The sequence below is a fragment of the Neorhizobium galegae genome (assembly GCF_021391675.1).
GTDB lineage: Bacteria > Pseudomonadota > Alphaproteobacteria > Rhizobiales > Rhizobiaceae > Neorhizobium > Neorhizobium galegae_B.
On sequence record NZ_CP090096.1, the window covers coordinates 453,277 to 471,329 of the forward strand.

The 18,053-nt window shown below is 56.3% G+C and carries 15 protein-coding genes and 1 tRNA gene; 6 read left to right on the forward strand and 10 right to left on the reverse strand.

The genetic code is table 11. The features are described 5' to 3' along the window. Positions 1 to 5: 5 nt before the first annotated feature. From LZK81_RS24880 to LZK81_RS24900, 5 genes are all read right to left on the reverse strand, one after another. Entirely contained in the window at positions 6 to 698 is a 693-nt protein-coding gene (locus tag LZK81_RS24880; protein ID WP_233957690.1) for a WbqC family protein, read from the reverse strand. Beyond that, the gene (locus LZK81_RS24885) at positions 695 to 2,557 is read right to left on the reverse strand and encodes a hypothetical protein (RefSeq protein ID WP_233957691.1); all 1,863 of its coding nucleotides are present in this window, start codon (positions 2,555 to 2,557) and stop codon (positions 695 to 697) included. The genes LZK81_RS24880 and LZK81_RS24885 overlap by 4 nt, the downstream gene beginning before the upstream one ends. Positions 2,558 to 2,628: 71 nt before the next feature. Beyond that, positions 2,629 to 3,318 carry an FkbM family methyltransferase gene (locus LZK81_RS24890; RefSeq protein WP_233957692.1) on the reverse strand — a complete coding sequence of 230 codons (690 nt, stop codon included), beginning with the start codon at positions 3,316 to 3,318 and terminating at the stop codon, positions 2,629 to 2,631. Between the two features lie 95 nt (positions 3,319 to 3,413). After that, complete coding sequence (locus tag LZK81_RS24895; protein WP_233957693.1) at positions 3,414 to 4,334, reverse strand: hypothetical protein; 921 nt, start codon at positions 4,332 to 4,334, stop codon at positions 3,414 to 3,416. Positions 4,335 to 4,590: 256 nt separating this feature from the next. Next, positions 4,591 to 5,409: a class I SAM-dependent methyltransferase gene (locus LZK81_RS24900; RefSeq protein WP_233957694.1), complete on the reverse strand. Its 819-nt coding sequence runs from the start codon at positions 5,407 to 5,409 to the stop codon at positions 4,591 to 4,593. 274 nt (positions 5,410 to 5,683) lie between these two features. Between LZK81_RS24900 and LZK81_RS24905 the strand changes: the two genes are divergently transcribed. Next, positions 5,684 to 6,493, forward strand: coding sequence for a glycosyltransferase family A protein (locus tag LZK81_RS24905; RefSeq protein ID WP_233957695.1), 810 nt, complete (start codon positions 5,684 to 5,686; stop codon positions 6,491 to 6,493). A 64-nt stretch (positions 6,494 to 6,557) separates the two neighbouring features. Here LZK81_RS24905 and LZK81_RS24910 read toward each other — a convergent pair whose 3' ends face one another. Continuing rightward, complete coding sequence (locus tag LZK81_RS24910; RefSeq protein ID WP_233957696.1) at positions 6,558 to 7,796, reverse strand: hypothetical protein; 1,239 nt, start codon at positions 7,794 to 7,796, stop codon at positions 6,558 to 6,560. 82 nt (positions 7,797 to 7,878) lie between these two features. After that, the gene (locus tag LZK81_RS24915; RefSeq protein ID WP_233957697.1) at positions 7,879 to 9,675 is read right to left on the reverse strand and encodes an ABC transporter ATP-binding protein; all 1,797 of its coding nucleotides are present in this window, start codon (positions 9,673 to 9,675) and stop codon (positions 7,879 to 7,881) included. A gap of 410 nt (positions 9,676 to 10,085) precedes the next feature. Here LZK81_RS24915 and LZK81_RS24920 point away from each other — a divergent pair, with 410 nt between their 5' ends. The 3 genes from LZK81_RS24920 (at position 10,086) to LZK81_RS24930 (ending at position 13,185) form a co-directional block, all read left to right on the forward strand. Further along, positions 10,086 to 11,057 carry a UDP-glucuronic acid decarboxylase family protein gene (locus tag LZK81_RS24920; RefSeq protein WP_233957698.1) on the forward strand — a complete coding sequence of 324 codons (972 nt, stop codon included), beginning with the start codon at positions 10,086 to 10,088 and terminating at the stop codon, positions 11,055 to 11,057. Positions 11,058 to 11,098: 41 nt separating this feature from the next. Further along, the gene (locus LZK81_RS24925) at positions 11,099 to 12,154 is read left to right on the forward strand and encodes a glycosyltransferase family 61 protein (RefSeq protein WP_233957699.1); all 1,056 of its coding nucleotides are present in this window, start codon (positions 11,099 to 11,101) and stop codon (positions 12,152 to 12,154) included. Between the two features lie 119 nt (positions 12,155 to 12,273). Further along, entirely contained in the window at positions 12,274 to 13,185 is a 912-nt protein-coding gene (locus LZK81_RS24930) for a class I SAM-dependent methyltransferase (RefSeq protein ID WP_233957700.1), read from the forward strand. A 71-nt stretch (positions 13,186 to 13,256) separates the two neighbouring features. On the opposite strand, the gene LZK81_RS24935 is transcribed toward LZK81_RS24930, so the two are convergent. The 3 genes from LZK81_RS24935 to LZK81_RS24945 form a co-directional block, all read right to left on the reverse strand. After that, positions 13,257 to 15,056: an ABC transporter ATP-binding protein gene (locus tag LZK81_RS24935; protein WP_233957701.1), complete on the reverse strand. Its 1,800-nt coding sequence runs from the start codon at positions 15,054 to 15,056 to the stop codon at positions 13,257 to 13,259. 408 nt (positions 15,057 to 15,464) lie between these two features. Further along, on the reverse strand, positions 15,465 to 15,839 hold the full coding sequence (locus LZK81_RS24940; protein WP_233957702.1) for a hypothetical protein: 375 nt from the start codon (positions 15,837 to 15,839) through the stop codon (positions 15,465 to 15,467). A 259-nt stretch (positions 15,840 to 16,098) separates the two neighbouring features. Next, positions 16,099 to 16,173 (reverse strand) — tRNA-Thr (locus LZK81_RS24945). A gap of 152 nt (positions 16,174 to 16,325) precedes the next feature. Here LZK81_RS24945 and LZK81_RS24950 point away from each other — a divergent pair. Both LZK81_RS24950 and murA read left to right on the forward strand, forming a co-directional pair. Next, a complete protein-coding gene (locus LZK81_RS24950) occupies positions 16,326 to 16,577 on the forward strand; it encodes a hypothetical protein (RefSeq protein ID WP_233957703.1) in 252 nt (83 codons plus the stop codon). 111 nt (positions 16,578 to 16,688) lie between these two features. Next, on the forward strand, positions 16,689 to 17,981 hold the full coding sequence (murA, locus tag LZK81_RS24955; RefSeq protein ID WP_233957704.1) for a UDP-N-acetylglucosamine 1-carboxyvinyltransferase: 1,293 nt from the start codon (positions 16,689 to 16,691) through the stop codon (positions 17,979 to 17,981). Positions 17,982 to 18,053 lie beyond the last annotated feature (72 nt).

Here is an 18,053-nt window from a genome sequence, read left to right on the forward strand (position 1 = left end):
GAGCTCTATTTCATGTACTTCACGTAAGTTTGGAAGTTTCTACCGCAATTAAAGAGGAGGTCAAGAATTGTAACGCCATGAACGAAATCACCCCAGAGCTGGGGATATTCTCGGTAGCCCGTGTAGTCGAACCATTTAAGTGCTATTCCCCGTTCTTTGAATACTCCCTCATCTACGTATTCTTTTGCTGCGGGGCCAGATAGGTATTCTGTGCCACCCGCTTGAGCACAGAGGTCAGCCAGACGTTCTGTCTTCCCTTCCACTAAGGTATAGTCCCATGAATTGGAAATCATAGTTTGGATTGAAAGATAGCCGCAGATTGCCTCAATGAATCGGCGGTTGAGCTGCGAGAGATGACTTGGTGGCTCGTTCAGGTAAAGGGGCTCCAACCACACAGCGATTTCTCCGAAATGGGGAGTGCGGCGATAATTCTGGACCAGGCTCTTCCAGTGGGCGGTCGCCCAGTCGGTGCCTTCGATCTCGGTTTCCCGGATTTTCTGGTGGTATTTCCCCTTAACCCGAACGGGAACAGTGAGCCATTGAACCCCTTGAGGCGTCTTGATCTGATTCCGATTGCGCCAATCGCGTCGCGTGTACTGCATGTCATCGTAGAGTATGAACTCATCCACCGCCGCGATCATGTCGAAATAGCCCTTCCACGGGATATAGTTGGACTGAACGATAGCCACTTTTTTCATTCGGCGCTCCCTGTTCGTAAGGCTCTGCATGCTTCGCGACCGGCATCTGGGTTTGTCGGCTTATAGAATTCCTGGCCTCCGCGACGGTCAAAGCCTGCCGCTCCTTTCGCGGTCTGCCAATCGCCGACTTTCTGATAGCCTGCAGAAAAATTCGGGCCCAAAGCGGAAATCAATTCGGTTGAGATGCTATTTGGGCCGTTAGGTTCAAGTAGTAGCCAGGCTGCAGCAACCTCATCGCAGGACACCTGGTCCAGAGATGCCTTTGCATACTCAAAGGTTCCTGGCCATCCACCTAGTGTCCAAGGCTGACCGATGCTCTTGGCCCCTAAGGCAAAAAGAATTCCCGGCGAGTGACCGGACAGGTCAATAACCGGAGTGCCTGGTGGGAAACCGCTTTCCTGAGCGATCCTAACGGAGTCGGTTATATATGACGCGAATCCTGATGAAAGAACCAGCGGCGAGCGTCGTGGACCGACCTCTGTTATAGTGTCATTGAGCCGCAGAGGCTGAGGTTGCCGTGGGGGCTGCTCCAGTCCTGTCTGCAAGAGAACCGCAGCAACGGCCTGGGTGCATAATGCAAGCGGGAGGGCGAACGCCCAACTGCGGCGCGCGCGCGCGATGGGACCCAGCAGCGTCACGAACGCGAGCAAAATGAAGATACCGGCCCACGAGCCGTTTACCCAGTAATTTCTGTTCGTTCCAAGCGCATACACATAGGGCATGCTAATAAACAGTGCAGCCATACTCCACTGCGCCGATGAGATCTTTTTTAGTGTTCCTCTCCCACCAAAACGAAAGCTTGCTACCGCTGCGATAAGCATGACGCCAAAAATCGAAAGACCTTGGAATTCTCCCAAGCCTATCGTTCCATGAATCGCACCAGATGCCAACGCTGCGATCAAAGAGAGGAGGCAGATGGAGATGGCTATAGCAAGAAACGCTCCTCTCGGCTTCCCGGTAATAATACCCCAAATGCCGGCCAACCCTATGGCCGCAATTGCCGCCGCTATAAGCTGATCTTTTACGCGAAAACGAAAATTATCAATCCGCAAGATCTGCATTATAGTATTATTGCCGTTCAAGTGTTGGCCGTACTTTATGCCAAGCTGTATCCGTCTCGCGAAGGCATCGACTGACCCATCGATAAACAAAGCGCTTATAAGAAGGAGCGCCACGGCAGTGCAGATCGATAGTAATAGTAACCGGAGCGAGATTTTTTTCGAACCGAGGAGGTAGATGAAAAGCGCAATGGCCAAGGCAAACGCGGTGGATGGTTTAGCCATGAACGCTAGCCATCCACCTAGGCCAATCAGCAGCCATCCAATAACGCTTCTTAAATGATGAGACCTGTCAGCCAAGACAACGCCGATACCGGTGATGAATAGCGCGTGGAGTGCAAGGCCATTATAGTTTGGTGTGGGCAGCCAGGAATCGAAGAGGATGAGCGCACTCGTCGCCAGTCCGGCGGTGGCCGCATATAGCGACAAACGTCTTGTTTGGGCCTCGGGCGCGAGCCAACTCAGAAAAAAATAAGCGAACCACCAGGCGAGAAACAAGGTTGTTAGAATATTGAATCGACGAAGCGATGCAATATCGCCGTCTAATAAAATGTAAAGCCAGTGGTATATGAAGCCAAATTGAGTTGTCGAAAACTTATAGAGATATGGATTTTCCATCCATATCAGATAAAAACTATCATCGGTAAAATCTAAGCCATAGGCGCTGTATTTCCAAAGCCAGGCAACGATTACAGCAGTTGATATTAGGCACAGCAACGCAATCACGTGTTGGGCTATGGCGATCATTCGCCCGCCATGTATATCTTCTTGGATCACGCCACTTTTTTCTATTTCGTTCATGTGGGTCCTAGCGCTTCAGGATCGGTTTAATATCGAGCCGGAAAAAGGCTGCAGGCAGAAGGCGCCTGCCGTCATACCGTTGGCGTTCTGTTCAGCTTGAAGAGGTAGTCGTGATGGCTCAGCTGATCCTGCAGAACATAACCCGTGGCCTCTAGCAAGCTCGTAATCCTCTCAGTCTTCCAGCACTCGATAACAATGAATTTGAAATTGTGACGGTCGAAGTCCACTCCCCTGAGAACTTCGTATTCGGCGCCCTCAACATCCAACGAGAGCAAGTCCATCAACGCTGGAGCTTTGGCTTCTTCCAGGATCGTGCTGAGCGGCTTGGCCACGGCGCCGAACTCGAAGGTTGCTTCTTGATTTCTTAGAAACTGACGAGATTGCTCGAGGTGATCTGTGACACTTTCCAGATCAAGATCGACATTCGTCGAAACGCTCATCAGATTGCCGTAACTCATGTCCACATACTTGTGCGGATAGTCAAAGCTGACGCACGCGTTGCAGAAGATCGAGTTTTTCTCGCTTCGGTTCCTCCGGCATTCGAGAAAGTTGTTCGGAGAGGGCTCGATCAGGACGCCGCTCCACCCTCGCTTCTTCTCGAAGTAATATGTGTTTGATTGCCGTATGCCATTATTGGCACCCAACTCCACATAGAAACCGTTGTCGTAGTCGAGATACTTCTCGATCTTCCGATCCAGCTCGTTGAGGGCAGTATACGGGCTAACGGGCTTCTTCTTGAAAGGAAGACGAAGTTTTACCATCAGATTTCGCTCCATATATTCGACGGGGCATCGGAGACCGATGTGGCGCTAAGCGGATTGAGCAAGCGCGCAACTGGCTACATGTTGTTCTAGCCCTATGTCCCAGGAAATATCTTTCTCACTAGCCGCTTAAGCCCTTTCTCCTTTTTCCTGCGGAAGCAATGCTCTCGCAGGTAAATCTCGTCCGCGGAAAAGTTGATTGCACGATCTGCAGGATGGCGTAGCGGGAAGTTCATGGCATCGAGGGGCAGTCCAGCGACCGGGCTAGCGTCTACCGTATGCGTTGCATCCGGGCGGAAGCCGAGATTACTAATCAAATTGCTTTTTGGTTGTATGCTGACCTGTCGCTGAAGCCACTGTGAAAAGGTAAATTGGTAGTCCCAAGCGTCGAGTCCTCCCTCAAATACCCTGTTGAACGCTTTGGTCCAGTGTCCGAATTCCTCAGGATACGCCACGCTTCTGAGCCAGTCGGTCTCACGCAATGTCCCCCAACGCGATATAGACAGGTCGTAATTTTGCCAAACCCGGCGCCAGGTGGCCCACCCCCATATCAACGGGTACCGACTGAAGAAATAGCTATTATCGATAACCACACGGTCATGCGTAAAGTTCGAGCCGTTGATGGAGCCTATGCGCTCGTCGTGCTGGTACTTTTCGAGAAGCTCGGTACAGAAAGGGAAGAAGCTGGGATCCGGCAGGCAATCATCTTCAATGATGATTGCTCGATCCGTATGCGCGAACACCCAGTCTAATCCCGAAGAAATCCTGTCGCGGCTGCTCATGTTGGTGTCGGAGTAGTTGCGAAATACCTCGCAGTCCCAATCAACTTTCTCAACCACCTGCCGTGTCTGAGCGCATCTTTCGGCTTCGTTAGCCCGATCCGCACGCGGCCCGTCAGCGATGATGAAGAGCTTGCCAGGGCGTGCTCTGGCAATTTCTTTAAAAACGATTTCGGTAAGATCAGGCCTGTTGAAAATGATGAATACTACAGGGGCGATCGGTTTTGCTTCGTTCATCTTTCAACTCACGTACGGATCGGAACGAGACCGCTTCCGAGTGCCACTAATCGAGGAGACACCGCTTCTAATTGCCGATCATGGCATCTGCGGCTGCTTGTAGATTAGATTTATACCCTGAGCAAGCTGACGGTCTGCATCCGGATGCTTGGCCACAGGATAGGGGCAAGATGGTGGACGTCAGCTTGCGTTCGCGCGCGACTTGTGGCGCAAATGCACGCTAAAGGTGTTCATTTGGCAAAGATCACCGTTTAGCTCAACCGGAGATAATCTGCCGGATGCGCTCCCAGTCACTCTGAATGAGGCTCCTACGACCACCGGCTTTCGTTCGGTCGAATTTATCGATCAACTTGCGCGCCTTGCGTATAATAAAAGGTTCGCGGCTCTTGAACGGGTGGGCCGGGAGCGCGCGCTTGGTGAGGAGATGGAGGGAGCTTCCATCGCTATAAAAATTCAGGCCGAGCTTCTTCCCGAGAACGCGAAGAGACGCTTCGTTGAAAAGCGAAACGTGTTGACCGGTCTCGGGTATGAAATACCACCAGTCGCCGACGGTCCTGATATCATTCTTCGGCTGAAGCTTAGTCGAGAAGGCAATGCTGTCCGCATAAGTCAGCATCTGCGACACTTCCGCGACGGGGTCTGGGAGGTGTTCGAAAACTTCCAGCGCCGTAACCATTTCGAAGTCCGGAGTTTGGGCGAATGCATCAAGGTCGAAGAACTCGGCAAACAGGTTCTCCGTGTACTTATCGGTGTGGTAAAAATCATACCCCGCATCACGCATAAGTCGGGTGAAGAGGCCGTATCCACCCGCGTAATCGAGAAACTGGCCGTTCTGCTTGAAGCCTGCGGCGGCGATCATCCGAGACAGCTCCCCGGATAATTGCACGTTACGGCTGACGATACCTACATCAAGCTTCGTAATCGCGGATGAGTATGCCTCATCTAGCCAGTAGGGCTCTTCGGTCTGGATGAAACCGGTTTCGTCACACCTGAAGTAGGATACCTCGTACTTGTTCAGGACGCGTGCCTTGAACAGCAAGGTAGTAGTGCCGCCCGTTATTTTGCTTCTCACCATGTCGATCTCTTTGTCTGGCGCCTCACTCCTACAGACGGTCTTGGTGCCACACAAGGCCTGAGCTCCTGGCCATAGTCTGACCCCAAAGAGATAGCGCTACTTTTCGGAAGCGTGCTGGTATTCCGCACAGGCGGATCAACTGAAAAGGGGGCAACCGTGCAGGGGTTATAATGCGCCCTTGGCACTGGAAACGATTGCTCGGGAGTGTTCGCGGCTATAAGGCTAGCCACAGCCGAACATCAGTTAGAAACGGCATCAAGTCTCAGGAACCTCAATGATCGAGAAGTCAGCATTCATAGTGGGCGCCGCGCGAGATTGCGAAGAAGGCCTACTTCAAACTCTACCTCGCCTCAGTCGCCTGCAGCAAAGTTTTACGAGAACAAAGTTCTTCATCGTCACCAACGATTCCAAAGATGGCACCGAAAAAGTCCTGAGGCAGTGGGCCGAAGCGAATCACGATGCGCACATACAAAATGTTGATGGATTGGCGGCAAATGTAGCCAAAAGGACGCCGAGATTGGCTATTGCAAGAAATTTGTACATGACTGCGTTGCGCGATGACTTACAAAGAGGCATCCACCACGACCTGCTAATAGTTTTAGACCTCGACGGCGTTAACGCCAATCTCGTGGAAGAACCTGGGCTTTCCAACGCCATCAACTCGGCGCCGGATGATTGGGCCGGCCTCTTTGCCAACCAACGTGACTGGTATTACGACATCTGGGCCTTGCGCCACCCTTCATGGTGCCCGACCGACTGCTGGAAAGAAGTCCGCGAGGCGGGGCGAGCGAGATTCAACAGGAAAAAGAAGATCAAGGCCGCAATCGAGGAGTTCGTAACCGGACGTCAAAAGAAAATATCCCCTCAGGATAAACCTATCCCGGTACAATCAGCATTCGGCGGCTTTGGAATTTATCGAACCGAGTTCCTCCAGCAGAGCCTGTATCTTGGGTTGGATAGTCAGGGCGAGGAGGTGTGTGAGCACGTCGCCTTGAACGAGTTTATTGGTCGCCAGGGAGGTAAGCTCTATATCGTCCCCAGCCTCTTGAACGACACTCCCCTTGAGCACGTTCCCGGACGGTAGGCGTTTCGTGCGACTTGGCAGAAAGTGTTGGTAGCGGATTCAGATCCGCAGAGGAGCTCAGCGCTTATTGCTGCGCTGCGTTGATGGCGCGCAGGAAAGGACTGGCGGCTATGGCGTTCTGCAGGTAGGCAGCTGCACGGGCGGTACCTTCCCGAAAGGTCAACGGATCAGAAGCAACACGCATGATTGCTTCTGCAAAGTCCTGATCCGTTTCAGCTGCCAGACCGTTTCCATGATCGAGGAATGACATCATCGACATCCCCTTGGTATAGATGATGGGTTTGCGTGCAGCCACGGCATCCTGGATGACGCCGGAGCCCTGAAGGTTGTACAAACTCGTGTCGTAAGGCAGGAGAATAGCATCAACCGAAGCGAATAGTCGCGCGAACTCCTGGGGAGAGAGGCGATTGTCATGCGGAGAAACGACGACAGCCCTTCCACTCGCCTGATGCTCCGCGAGCGCCTCGTATACGCCGTGCTTTTGGAAATCCGCCGCTGCACCTTGAACTACAATCTCAAATGGGCCCGCGGATCCTGCAGCTGCCTTCTGCGCCAGTGCGGTTGTTATGCCAGGAATCCTTGAGCTTCCTTTTTCAAGTCTGGGTTCTCCAAACACACCGATCCGGAACCTGCCGTTCAACACCCGCTCTTCGGGAGAGTCTGCGATTGGCACGCTGCAGGGAAGATAAAAACCGCCCGCTACGGGAATATTGAATTCTTTACGGAGATGATCTGCCAACTCCTCCGTCTCGGTAAATAGCAGAACCCGTTTCGGCAGCTTCGCCTGTACCTCGCGCAGGCGGGCGGAGCGGACCCCATCGTTTCGGTCACCGAGTTCGGCGTTTAGGAAGCGAAGGATGACCCGAGGGGCAGCATCCCCGAGAATATGATGCAGATCGACAGAAGACTCGAGTGTGTCGAGATCTGCCGTTGGAACGATAATGAGATCGCTCTGGTCTAGCTTAAGGTTAGTCACAACTTCGGCGAACTGGCGGCCATATGCCGACACCGGCATATTGAACATCAAACCTTTTCTTAGAAGCGCGAGAAGTGCGCCGACCCGTTCCAAAGGGTTTCCATGCCTTAACCTTGACCTCAGCTTCTGGCCCTTTAGCGAGCTTGTGGCGAGAGTGGCGGCTGAAATCCCAAGAAAGCCATCATAGGCTTCGCCTGTTATAAGTGCTGTCTCGTAGTTTGGCAGCATCGTCCGCAGGGCCGTTATCTGAGTATGATAGTGCCCACGGTTTTGCGCGAGCTTGCGTTCAACAATAACAAGCGTTCGCCGCTCTCGTTCAATGACCATCACCATTTCCGTTCATTTGGCCATTCAGCAATGGCTTTGATAGCATTCCTGCTAAAATCTGCGGTCTTGCCCCTTGCTGCCTTCAGGCTATTTCAGTTCGAGCGCCGTCCGGCGCCTTTAGATTGTTGAGGCGGGCGTATAGGCCTTCCTTTCGGTTGGCAAGCTCCTGGTGGGTGCCTTCTTCGACTGCCCGTCCTTCGTGCATGACGATGATCTTGTCGGCGTTGACGACGGTCGAGAGGCGATGGGCGATGACGACGACGGTGCGCCCGTGCATGGCCGAATCGAGCGCCCTTTGCACGGCGGCTTCGGATTCGTTATCGAGCGCCGAGGTGGCTTCGTCGAGAAGAAGGATCGGTGCGTTGCGCACGAGCGCGCGTGCGATCGACAGACGCTGGCGCTGGCCGCCGGAGAGGGTCATGCCGTTTTCGCCGACCGGTGTTTCGTAACCCGCCGGCTGCATGAGTATGAACTCGTGGGCATGGGCGAGGCGGGCGGCCTCCTCGACGTCGGCATCGGTCGCTTCGGGCCGTCCATAGCGGATGTTGTCGCGGATTGTTCCTTCGAACAGATAGGGTTGCTGCGTGACATAGGCCAGGCTGTGGCGCAGCGAGGCCTTGGTCACATGGGCTATGTCCTGTCCGTCGATCAGGATCTGGCCTTCGGCCGGATCGTAGAAACGCGGGATCAGCGAGATGATCGTCGACTTGCCGGCGCCCGACGGGCCGACCAGGGCGGTGGTCTTGCCGCCTTCCGCGACGAGGTCTACCCCCTTGAGGATCGGCTGGCCGCTGCCATAGGCGAACACGACGCCCTTCAGTTCGATCTGCGCCTTGGTGACGACAAGGTCGGGGGCATTCGGATTTTCCCGCTGCAACGGCTGCATGTCGAGCAGACTGTAGATCATCCGGGCGTTGATGACGGATCGTTCGAGCTGCACCTGCATCCGGGCCAGCCGGCGGGCGGGATCGTAGGCCATCAGCAAGGCCGTGATGAAGGCGAAGAAGGCGCCGGGGGCAACATCGTCATAGATCGAACGGAAGGCGGCATAACCGATCACGCTGGAGATCGCCACGCCGGCAAATGTCTCGGTGAGCGGTGCGGTGCGTTCGGACAGGCGGGCAATCCGGTTGCTCTGTCTTTCGGACGTTTCGATGATGCGCCGGACCTTGGCTTCCAGCTGTTGTTCCATGGTGAATGCTTTGACGACGGTAATGCCCTGGATCGTTTCCTGCATGGCGCCCAGCACCTTACTGCTCACCTCGACGGCTTCGCGCGTCACACTGCGCAGCCGCTGCGACAGGTAGCGGATCGCAAGAATGAGCGGCGGCGCCACCGCAAACACGATCAGCGAGAGAACCCAGTCCTTGGAAATCATCACGATGATCAACGACGCCAGCGTCAGCAGATCGCGCGCGGTCGATGTGACCACCAGGTTGAGGACGTCCCTTATGCCGCCGATATTCTGGCCGATCTGCCCGGCGAGTTGGGCTGATCGCGATTCCGCGAAAAAGCCGACCGAAAGCTTCATGAGATGCGAATAGAGACGCTGCTGATAGCGAGCGACGATATTGTTGCCGATCTTGGACAGCGTCACCGCCTGCCCGTAGGTGGCCAGGCCGCGAATGACGAAGGCTGCAAAGATCGCAAAGCAGATGACGAGCACCATGTCGGCCCGTTTGTTGGCAAAAGCCTCGTTGACGACCGACTCCATGATCCATGCCGTGAAGGCGGTGGACATGGCTGTCGCGATCAGGCAGAAGATCGCAAAGGCATAACCGCGGATATGATCCCTGCCGTTTTCGGCGATCACCCGCTTGAGGACGCTGGTCACAGCGCCCGAATCCAGGTGGCTCGTCCTGCTTTTTTTGCCGTTCAATTGGGCTCCCGCTCGCCGCACCCGACGATTAAGTTCTCACATAGCCGGCGTATTAAACGCTTGCGAACCACTTTGCCAACCACGCCTCATACGATTCTGAAGACCCGTGGCCCGATCGCATCCACAGCCGGAGGTGTCAAACGGCATTGATATTGGCCCTGATTCACTGTTGATGATGTTCAAGCGCCGGCCGCTGTTGGCTTTACATAGGGCTCAACACACTGCTGGAGCCCACTCCGCTCTTCCAGCTTCCGATGCCGTGGGCTGGATTGGCAAAAACGATGGTCGTCAAAGGCCTCTCTCTCGAAAACAGAAGCGGCGAACATGGCAAAAATAACAGTGGCTATCCAGGATTTTGACATCAAAGTATTTCTCGGCTAGGTGGCGATACGGCTTACAAGGAAGCAGGCATGAACGCGAGAATATTGGTAACAGGTGGAGCTGGATTTCTCGGGTCGCACCTTGTCGAGCGCCTGCTTGATCGAGGAGACGAGGTCCTTTGTGTCGACAACTTCTTTACGGGTACTCGCGGGAATGTTGAGCATCTGATCGGCCATCCGCGGTTCGAACTGATGCGCCATGACGTCTGTTTTCCGCTCTATGTCGAGGTTGACGAAATCTACAACCTTGCGTGCCCCGCATCTCCCGTTCACTATCAGCACGATCCCGTCCAGACGACCAAGACCTCCGTCCACGGCGCCATCAACATGCTCGGGCTTGCAAAGCGAGTGCGGGCAAAGATTTTGCAAGCTTCGACCTCCGAGGTTTATGGAGATCCCAGCATCCATCCCCAGGTCGAAGAATACTGGGGCAATGTCAACCCGATCGGCATTCGTTCCTGCTACGACGAAGGCAAGCGCTGCGCTGAGACGCTGTTCTTCGATTACCGCCGCCAGCACAAGCTGCGAACGAAAGTGGTGCGCATTTTCAATACCTACGGGCCGCGTATGCATCCGAATGACGGGCGTGTCGTATCCAACTTCATTGTCCAGGCGCTCAAGGGAGACGACATCACCATTTTCGGTCGGGGCGAGCAGACGCGCTCGTTCTGCTATCGCGACGATCTCGTGGAAGCTATGCTGAGAATGATGGCGACCGGAGACGATGTTGTCGGCCCCTTCAACATCGGAAACCCGACCGAGTTTACAATACGCGGCCTGGCGGACCTTGTACTGGAGCTGACAGGATCAAGATCGAAGTTGGTATTCCGGCCGTTGCCTTCTGACGATCCGATCCAGCGTCAGCCGGACATTTCCAAGGCGAAGCAGTTTCTCGACTGGCAGCCAACGGTCGAGCTGCGGGCGGGACTTGAGAAGACGATCGCCTATTTTGATGAACTACTTGGCAACGCCAAGGCCCCATTGGATGACGAAGCGCGATGAGCTTGCCGCCTCCGCGCCAATACTGATTGCCTGAGGATTTGATGTTTTATCATTTTGCCCGACCGCAGGATAAAACCGTCTCAACGCTGGGGGAACCCACGGTGGTTACCCGCGCTCTGCCAAGGAACTTCGAGGAAAGAGACGCCGGCTTGTTCACGCCGAATCTGAGCTACGATGTCCCTGCAAGCCGGATTCTCCAGCTTGAGAACATCACCGCACGTGCCAATGGCTGGCTTTATCAAGGCCACACTTTGTTGAAGGAAAGCTTCGTCGGTGACCGTCAGCTTAGCGTTATGCGGCGTCTGAAAGCGCTTGGAAAGCTATACCGGCTACCCATCGAACGGATTTCCAAAGGCGTCTGGATCACAGACAACTGGAGCAGCAATTATTTTCATTGGCTGACGGATGCGATACCAAGACTCCATCTGGCGAGGGAGCAGGATCGCGACCTCCACCTGATCCTGCCGTTCTCCTTCCAATTCGTTCCCTTTGTCGAGCAGTCGCTCTTGCCCTTCCGCCTTGGTTCCACGACGTTTATTCCGGAAGAGAAGACTTTCATCATTGAGAAGCTGGCGCTTCCGGCCCATACCGCCGCAACAGGCAATTATAACGAGCGGTTGATCAGATCTGTTGCGGAGAGATATCGCCTGACCTTTGGTACCGAGCGAAAACCGGACCGGCGTATCTATATCAGCCGCAGCAAGGCACCGGTCAGAAGAGTGCTGAATGAAGACGAGATCGTACCGGTTCTCTCCAGGCATGGTTTTGAGATAATTCATGGCGAGAGCTTGTCTTTCTCCGAGCAGGTGAGGCTTCTGAGCGAATGCACCATGGTTGCCGGTCCGCATGGTGCAGGCTTCGTCAACATGTTGTTCATGGCGCCGGGCGGCTCGATCCTGGAAATTCATCCGCGGGATACGAAGACCAATAATTGCTACTTCACGCTCGCCTCAGCGTTATCGCATCCTTACCACTACATGCTGGCGGATACTGCCTCCGCGCATTTGGAATCCCACCATGACAACATGACTGTCGATCCCCGAGAGCTCGACAGAAATCTCGAACGTATGTGTTCCATGGCACGCGGTTCTATCTGAAGAAGACAAACGACGTAGCCCATAGATTTCCGGAACGGTCGGCCGAATCGCAACTTTCAGCCTTCCGATAACCAGCCTGATGAGCCACTCGACGATGACTTCGAGAATCTGCGGCGTTCGTGAGCATTGCATTCTGTAGTGTTACGGTTTCCACCGGATCCTCCCCGGGTTGGCTTCACAGGTCTCAGGGTGGAAGATATGATGTTGATATTGCCAGCGAGCCGATTGTTCGGCTTCCTGTGCCTTATTCGAAGCAAGGAAATAGCGTGTCAAGCAAAGTGAGTTTCTCGAGGCTGCTCCGATCGATCGCCGAAGAGATTTCCGACATCAGATTCCTGCTCCGGTCCAGCTCAGGGCTGAAAATCGTTCTCAAATACATGAAGTTCCGCAGAAAGCGGCGCAGCATCGAGAAGAGATACAAGCCCGCGACGAAGGCCTTCGTGGCATCTGAATTGAAGGGCCTGCAGCTTAGCAATGACTGGTTCGTCGGCCATCTTCCAATCTGGATGTGGTTGTTCGATCGCCTCGATCTCCGCAACAGAGCCGACCTGAAGGCGCTCGAGATCGGCAGTTGGGAAGGCATGTCCGCTTATTTTTTCCTTAAAACCCTGCCGAACGCGACGTTGACCTGCGTGGATACCTGGGCTGGTTCCGATGAACACGAGAAGGAGGCGATGTCGGCCGTCGAGGGCCGCTTCAATGCGAACCTTATAGGTCAGGCCGGAAGAATGACCAAGTTCAAGGGTACATCCAACGCTTACTTCATGGAGAAGCCGAAGGACCTTGCGTTCGACTTCATTTACGTCGACGGCTCGCATCTCGCGGACGACGTGATGATGGATGCCGTGAACGGCTTTGCGGCACTCAAGCCTGGCGGAATAATGGCGTTCGACGACTATATCTGGGGCTACTATGCCGATGCGAACGACAATCCGGCGAATGCCATCCACCGCTTCCTGGAAATGAAGAGGGGAAAGTTTGAACTTGTCTACCTTTTCCGGCAGGTCATCATCCGCAAGACATCGGTATGACACCTCGATTCATGAATGTCTCGGGCATTTGGAGTAGCCGCGTATTGGGGTACTGTCAGCCACAGACAGCTTCAGGTCGCGGGTGATATCTCACTCTTTTCCGGCGCCTTTAGATTGTTAAGCCGCGCGTAGAGACCATCCTCGCGTTTGGCAAGCTCCTGGTGGGTGCCTTCTTCGACTGCCCGTCCTTCGTGCATGACGATGATCTTGTCGGCGTTGACGACGGTCGAGAGGCGATGGGCGATGACGACGACGGTTCGTCCGTGCATGGCCGAATCGAGCGCCCGTTGCACGGCGGCTTCGGATTCGTTGTCGAGCGCCGAGGTGGCTTCGTCGAGAAGAAGGATCGGTGCGTTGCGCACGAGCGCGCGTGCGATCGACAGACGTTGGCGCTGGCCGCCGGAGAGGGTCATGCCGTTTTCGCCGACCGGTGTTTCGTAACCCGCCGGCTGCATGAGTATGAACTCGTGGGCATGGGCGAGGCGGGCGGCCTCCTCGACGTCGGCATCGGTCGCTTCGGGCCGTCCATAGCGGATGTTGTCGCGGATTGTTCCTTCGAACAGATAGGGTTGCTGCGTGACATAGGCCAGGCTGTGGCGCAGCGAGGCCTTGGTCACATGGGCTATGTCCTGTCCGTCGATCAGGATCTGGCCTTCGGCCGGATCGTAGAAACGCGGGATCAGCGAGATGATCGTCGACTTGCCGGCGCCCGACGGGCCGACCAGGGCGGTGGTCTTGCCGCCTTCCGCGACGAGGTCTACCCCCTTGAGGATCGGCTGGCCGCTGCCATAGGCGAACACGACGCCCTTCAGTTCGATCTGCGCCTTGGTGACGACAAGGTCGGGGGCATTCGGATTTTCCCGCTGCAACGGCTGCATGTCGAGCAGACTGTAGATCATCCGGGCGTTGATGACGGATCGTTCGAGCTGCACCTGCATCCGGGCCAGCCGGCGGGCGGGATCGTAGGCCATCAGCAAGGCCGTGATGAAGGCGAAGAAGGCGCCGGGGGCAACATCGTCATAGATCGAACGGAAGGCGGCATAACCGATCACGCTGGAGATCGCCACGCCGGCAAATGTCTCGGTGAGCGGTGCGGTGCGTTCGGACAGGCGGGCAATCCGGTTGCTCTGTCTTTCGGACGTTTCGATGATGCGCCGGACCTTGGCTTCCAGCTGTTGTTCCATGGTGAATGCTTTGACGACGGTAATGCCCTGGATCGTTTCCTGCATGGCGCCCAGCACCTTACTGCTCACCTCGACGGCTTCGCGCGTCACACTGCGCAGCCGCTGCGACAGGTAGCGGATCGCAAGAATGAGCGGCGGCGCCACCGCAAACACGATCAGCGAGAGAACCCAGTCCTTGGAAATCATCACGATGATCAACGACGCCAGCGTCAGCAGATCGCGCGCGGTCGATGTGACCACCAGGTTGAGGACGTCCCTTATGCCGCCGATATTCTGGCCGATCTGCCCGGCGAGTTGGGCTGATCGCGATTCCGCGAAAAAGCCGACCGAAAGCTTCATGAGATGCGAATAGAGACGCTGCTGATAGCGAGCGACGATATTGTTGCCGATCTTGGACAGCGTCACCGCCTGCCCGTAGGTGGCCAGGCCGCGAATGACGAAGGCTGCAAAGATCGCAAAGCAGATGACGAGCACCATGTCGGCCCGTTTGTTGGCAAAAGCCTCGTTGACGACCGACTCCATGATCCATGCCGTGAAGGCGGTGGACATGGCTGTCGCGATCAGGCAGAAGATCGCAAAGGCATAACCGCGGATATGATCCCTGCCGTTTTCGGCGATCACCCGCTTGAGGACGCTGGTCACAGCGCCCGAATCCAGGTGGCTCGTCCTGCTTTTTTTGCCGTTCAATTGGGCTCCCGCTCGCCGCACCCGACGATTAAGTTCTCACATAGCCGGCGTATTAAACGCTTGCGAACCACTTTGCCAACCACGCCTCATACGATTCTGAAGACCCGTGGCCCGATCGCATCCACAGCCGGAGGTGTCCGTTCGCCGCCGTTGGTAACATCGCGGTGTGATACTTATTCGGTCAATTTGCGCGGAAGGAGGCGAAATGCAGGAAGGCATTGCGTGCCGCGGCCAGGCTTCTGTGCGGCCGGTTTTCATCACCCATGGGCTTGCAGCACCGGCATGGCCTCCGTCACGTCCACAGTCCGGCCTCGAGCATATACTCTGCTGTACAAGACTGTGTCTGCAACGGAGGGCAGCATGCCGACCTCGGGCTTTGGCCTTACCGGCTTACCGAAGCAGTGATTGCTACACGCGTGGGCAACCGGGGGCTTTGGAGATCATCACGGAATCCGGACGGCCACGGCCTCCACCGCGCTTGCCGTATCCATCGATAGAATAGTACCTTCGGTTTTCAGCGTTGATGGCCGGGTCATCCAGGTAACGTGATGCCGCGCCCAGAGCTTCCCGCGGGCCGCAGCCCGAACGCTCAGAGCGGCGCTCGTATCGCCGATCATATCTACGATCGTGTCGCCGATCATAGCCATCCGGGCGCTCGATCCGCATGCCACGTTCTCCGAACTCAAGTTCGAACCCTTGGGCGGTAGCAGGTGCAGGTTGAATGCTGATGCCGACAAGCAGGGCCGACATGCCCGCCAGCAATCCGAATTGTTTCGCTTTCATTGTTTCTCTCCAGCAACGGTAATACGCCAAACTAGCAGAGCTAAAATGAACGGCAGCATAACAAGTTCCGTTCGCTCCCGGATCATCGCCTTTGGCGTTCACGCCTGATAATAGAAGCGAGAATTGCCGAGAGACGGCAAGAAGCGTCTCGCCGGACGAGGCACGGCACATGGGGCATATCGGACAGGCTCTGCAGCGCCTCGAGCGAGGGGAGCCGTCAGTGAGAGTGTAAGTCCAAACCGCTTCTCCAGAAGGAAAATGGTGCTGCTAGAGAGATTTGAACTCTCGGCCTCTCCCTTACCAAGGGAGTGCTCTACCCCTGAGCTATAGCAGCGTCAGCCGGCGCGAAAGACCCGCGTCGTCGGCAGCGGCCTATTGCCATAGGTTCACCGGCAGCGCAAGCCGCAAATTCCAAGTTCTTTGCCAACGAGTGGGGAAAACGTCGCTTCCGCTTTCAAGAATCCCGCTTTTTGGGTATGGAGAGCCATGGCGAATGATGAAGAACGGAACGATTCAGAAGGCGGGGATACCGGCGAAGGCCGCGGCGACCGGCACCGCAAGGCGGCTCAAGCCCGCGACGCGCAGCGCAAGGCGAAGGCTGCGGCCAAGCTTCGCGAGAATCTGATGCGCCGCAAGACCCAGGCGCGGGCCCGTCGGGCCGGCGAGGAGGATTTGACCCAGGGACTTCCCGCCGCAGAACCGGCACTGCCTGCCGCAAAAACGGACGAATCATCGTAGCTTATGCGCCAGACGGGCTATTCGGGCAGGCCATTTCAGCAATCATTGAAGCAGCGGCGGATTTCGTCTAAGGACGCCTCCTTTCGCGCTCAGAAGGAAGAGTTACAACTTATGGATCGCATCAGAATTGTAGGCGGCAACGAACTGAAGGGCACCATACCGATCTCGGGAGCGAAGAATGCCGCTCTGCCGCTGATGATCGCTTCCCTTCTGACGAGCGATACGCTGACGCTCGAAAACGTGCCGCATCTGGCCGACGTGGAACAGCTCCTGCGCATCCTCGGCAATCATGGCGTCGATGTCGCCGTCAATGGCCGCCGCGAGCGGCAGGAAGAAAGTTATTCGCGCACCATCAACTTCACCTGCCGCACCATCGTCGATACGACCGCTCCTTATGAGCTGGTCTCCAAAATGCGGGCCAGCTTCTGGGTCATCGGGCCGCTGCTCGCGCGCGAAGGCCAGGCGCGCGTTTCCCTGCCGGGCGGCTGCGCCATCGGCACGCGTCCGGTCGATCTCTTCCTCGAAGGCCTGCAGGCGCTCGGCGCCACCCTGGAGGTCGACGGCGGTTATGTGAACGCCACGGCGCCGAAGGGCGGCCTGATCGGCGCCCGCTACGTCTTTCCGAAAGTGTCGGTCGGCGCGACCCATGTGATGATGATGGCGGCGACGCTTGCCCGGGGCACGACGGTGATCGAAAACGCCGCCCGTGAGCCGGAGGTCGTCGATCTCGCAAAATGCCTGACCGCCATGGGCGCCAAGATTTCCGGCGCCGGCACCCAGACGATCACCATCGAGGGCGTCACCTCGCTCTCCGGCGCCCGCCATCGGGTCCTGCCGGATCGCATCGAGACCGGTACCTATGCCATGGCGGTTGCGATGGCCGGCGGCGATGTCGTGCTCGAGGGCACCGAAGCATCGCTGCTCGACACCGCTCTCGACACGCTGCGTCTGGCCGGCGCCCACATCACCGAGACGGAAAGCGGTCTGCGGGTCGTGCGCAACGGCAACGGCATCCAGCCGGTCGATATCACCACCGAGCCGTTCCCGGGTTTCCCGACCGACCTGCAGGCGCAGTTCATGGCGCTGATGACCCGGTCTTCCGGTGTCTCGAACATTACCGAGACCATTTTCGAGAACCGCTTCATGCACGTGCAGGAGCTCGCCCGCCTCGGCGCCAGGATTTCGCTCTCCGGGCAGAAGGCTCGGGTCGAAGGCGTGACGCGGCTGAAGGGTGCTCCGGTCATGGCGACCGACCTGCGCGCCTCCGTCTCGCTGGTCATCGCCGGCCTTGCCGCCGAAGGCGAGACCATGGTCAGCCGTGTCTATCACCTCGACCGCGGTTTCGAGCGGTTGGAAGAAAAGCTCACCCGCTGCGGCGCGGTGGTCGAACGCGTCAGCGACTGATCGATCCGCAAGGCCGATATTTTGCAAAGGACGGTCGGGGCATTGCCCTTGCCGTCCTTTTTTGCGTTTCTA

Bases quoted from the DNA above. Each gene is read 5' to 3' on its own strand.
- LZK81_RS24940 (WP_233957702.1), bottom strand. From the start codon at position 15,839: ATGAAAGCGAAACAATTCGGATTGCTGGCGGGCATGTCGGCCCTGCTT.
- LZK81_RS24925 (WP_233957699.1), top strand. From the start codon at position 11,099: ATGTTTTATCATTTTGCCCGACCGCAGGATAAAACCGTCTCAACGCTG.
- LZK81_RS24880 (WP_233957690.1), bottom strand. From the start codon at position 698: ATGAAAAAAGTGGCTATCGTTCAGTCCAACTATATCCCGTGGAAGGGC.
- LZK81_RS24905 (WP_233957695.1), top strand. From the start codon at position 5,684: ATGATCGAGAAGTCAGCATTCATAGTGGGCGCCGCGCGAGATTGCGAA.
- LZK81_RS24900 (WP_233957694.1), bottom strand. From the start codon at position 5,409: ATGGTGAGAAGCAAAATAACGGGCGGCACTACTACCTTGCTGTTCAAG.
- LZK81_RS24890 (WP_233957692.1), bottom strand. From the start codon at position 3,318: ATGGTAAAACTTCGTCTTCCTTTCAAGAAGAAGCCCGTTAGCCCGTAT.
- LZK81_RS24920 (WP_233957698.1), top strand. From the start codon at position 10,086: ATGAACGCGAGAATATTGGTAACAGGTGGAGCTGGATTTCTCGGGTCG.
- LZK81_RS24895 (WP_233957693.1), bottom strand. From the start codon at position 4,334: ATGAACGAAGCAAAACCGATCGCCCCTGTAGTATTCATCATTTTCAAC.
- LZK81_RS24885 (WP_233957691.1), bottom strand. From the start codon at position 2,557: ATGAACGAAATAGAAAAAAGTGGCGTGATCCAAGAAGATATACATGGC.
- LZK81_RS24910 (WP_233957696.1), bottom strand. From the start codon at position 7,796: ATGGTCATTGAACGAGAGCGGCGAACGCTTGTTATTGTTGAACGCAAG.
- LZK81_RS24950 (WP_233957703.1), top strand. From the start codon at position 16,326: ATGGCGAATGATGAAGAACGGAACGATTCAGAAGGCGGGGATACCGGC.
- murA (WP_233957704.1), top strand. From the start codon at position 16,689: ATGGATCGCATCAGAATTGTAGGCGGCAACGAACTGAAGGGCACCATA.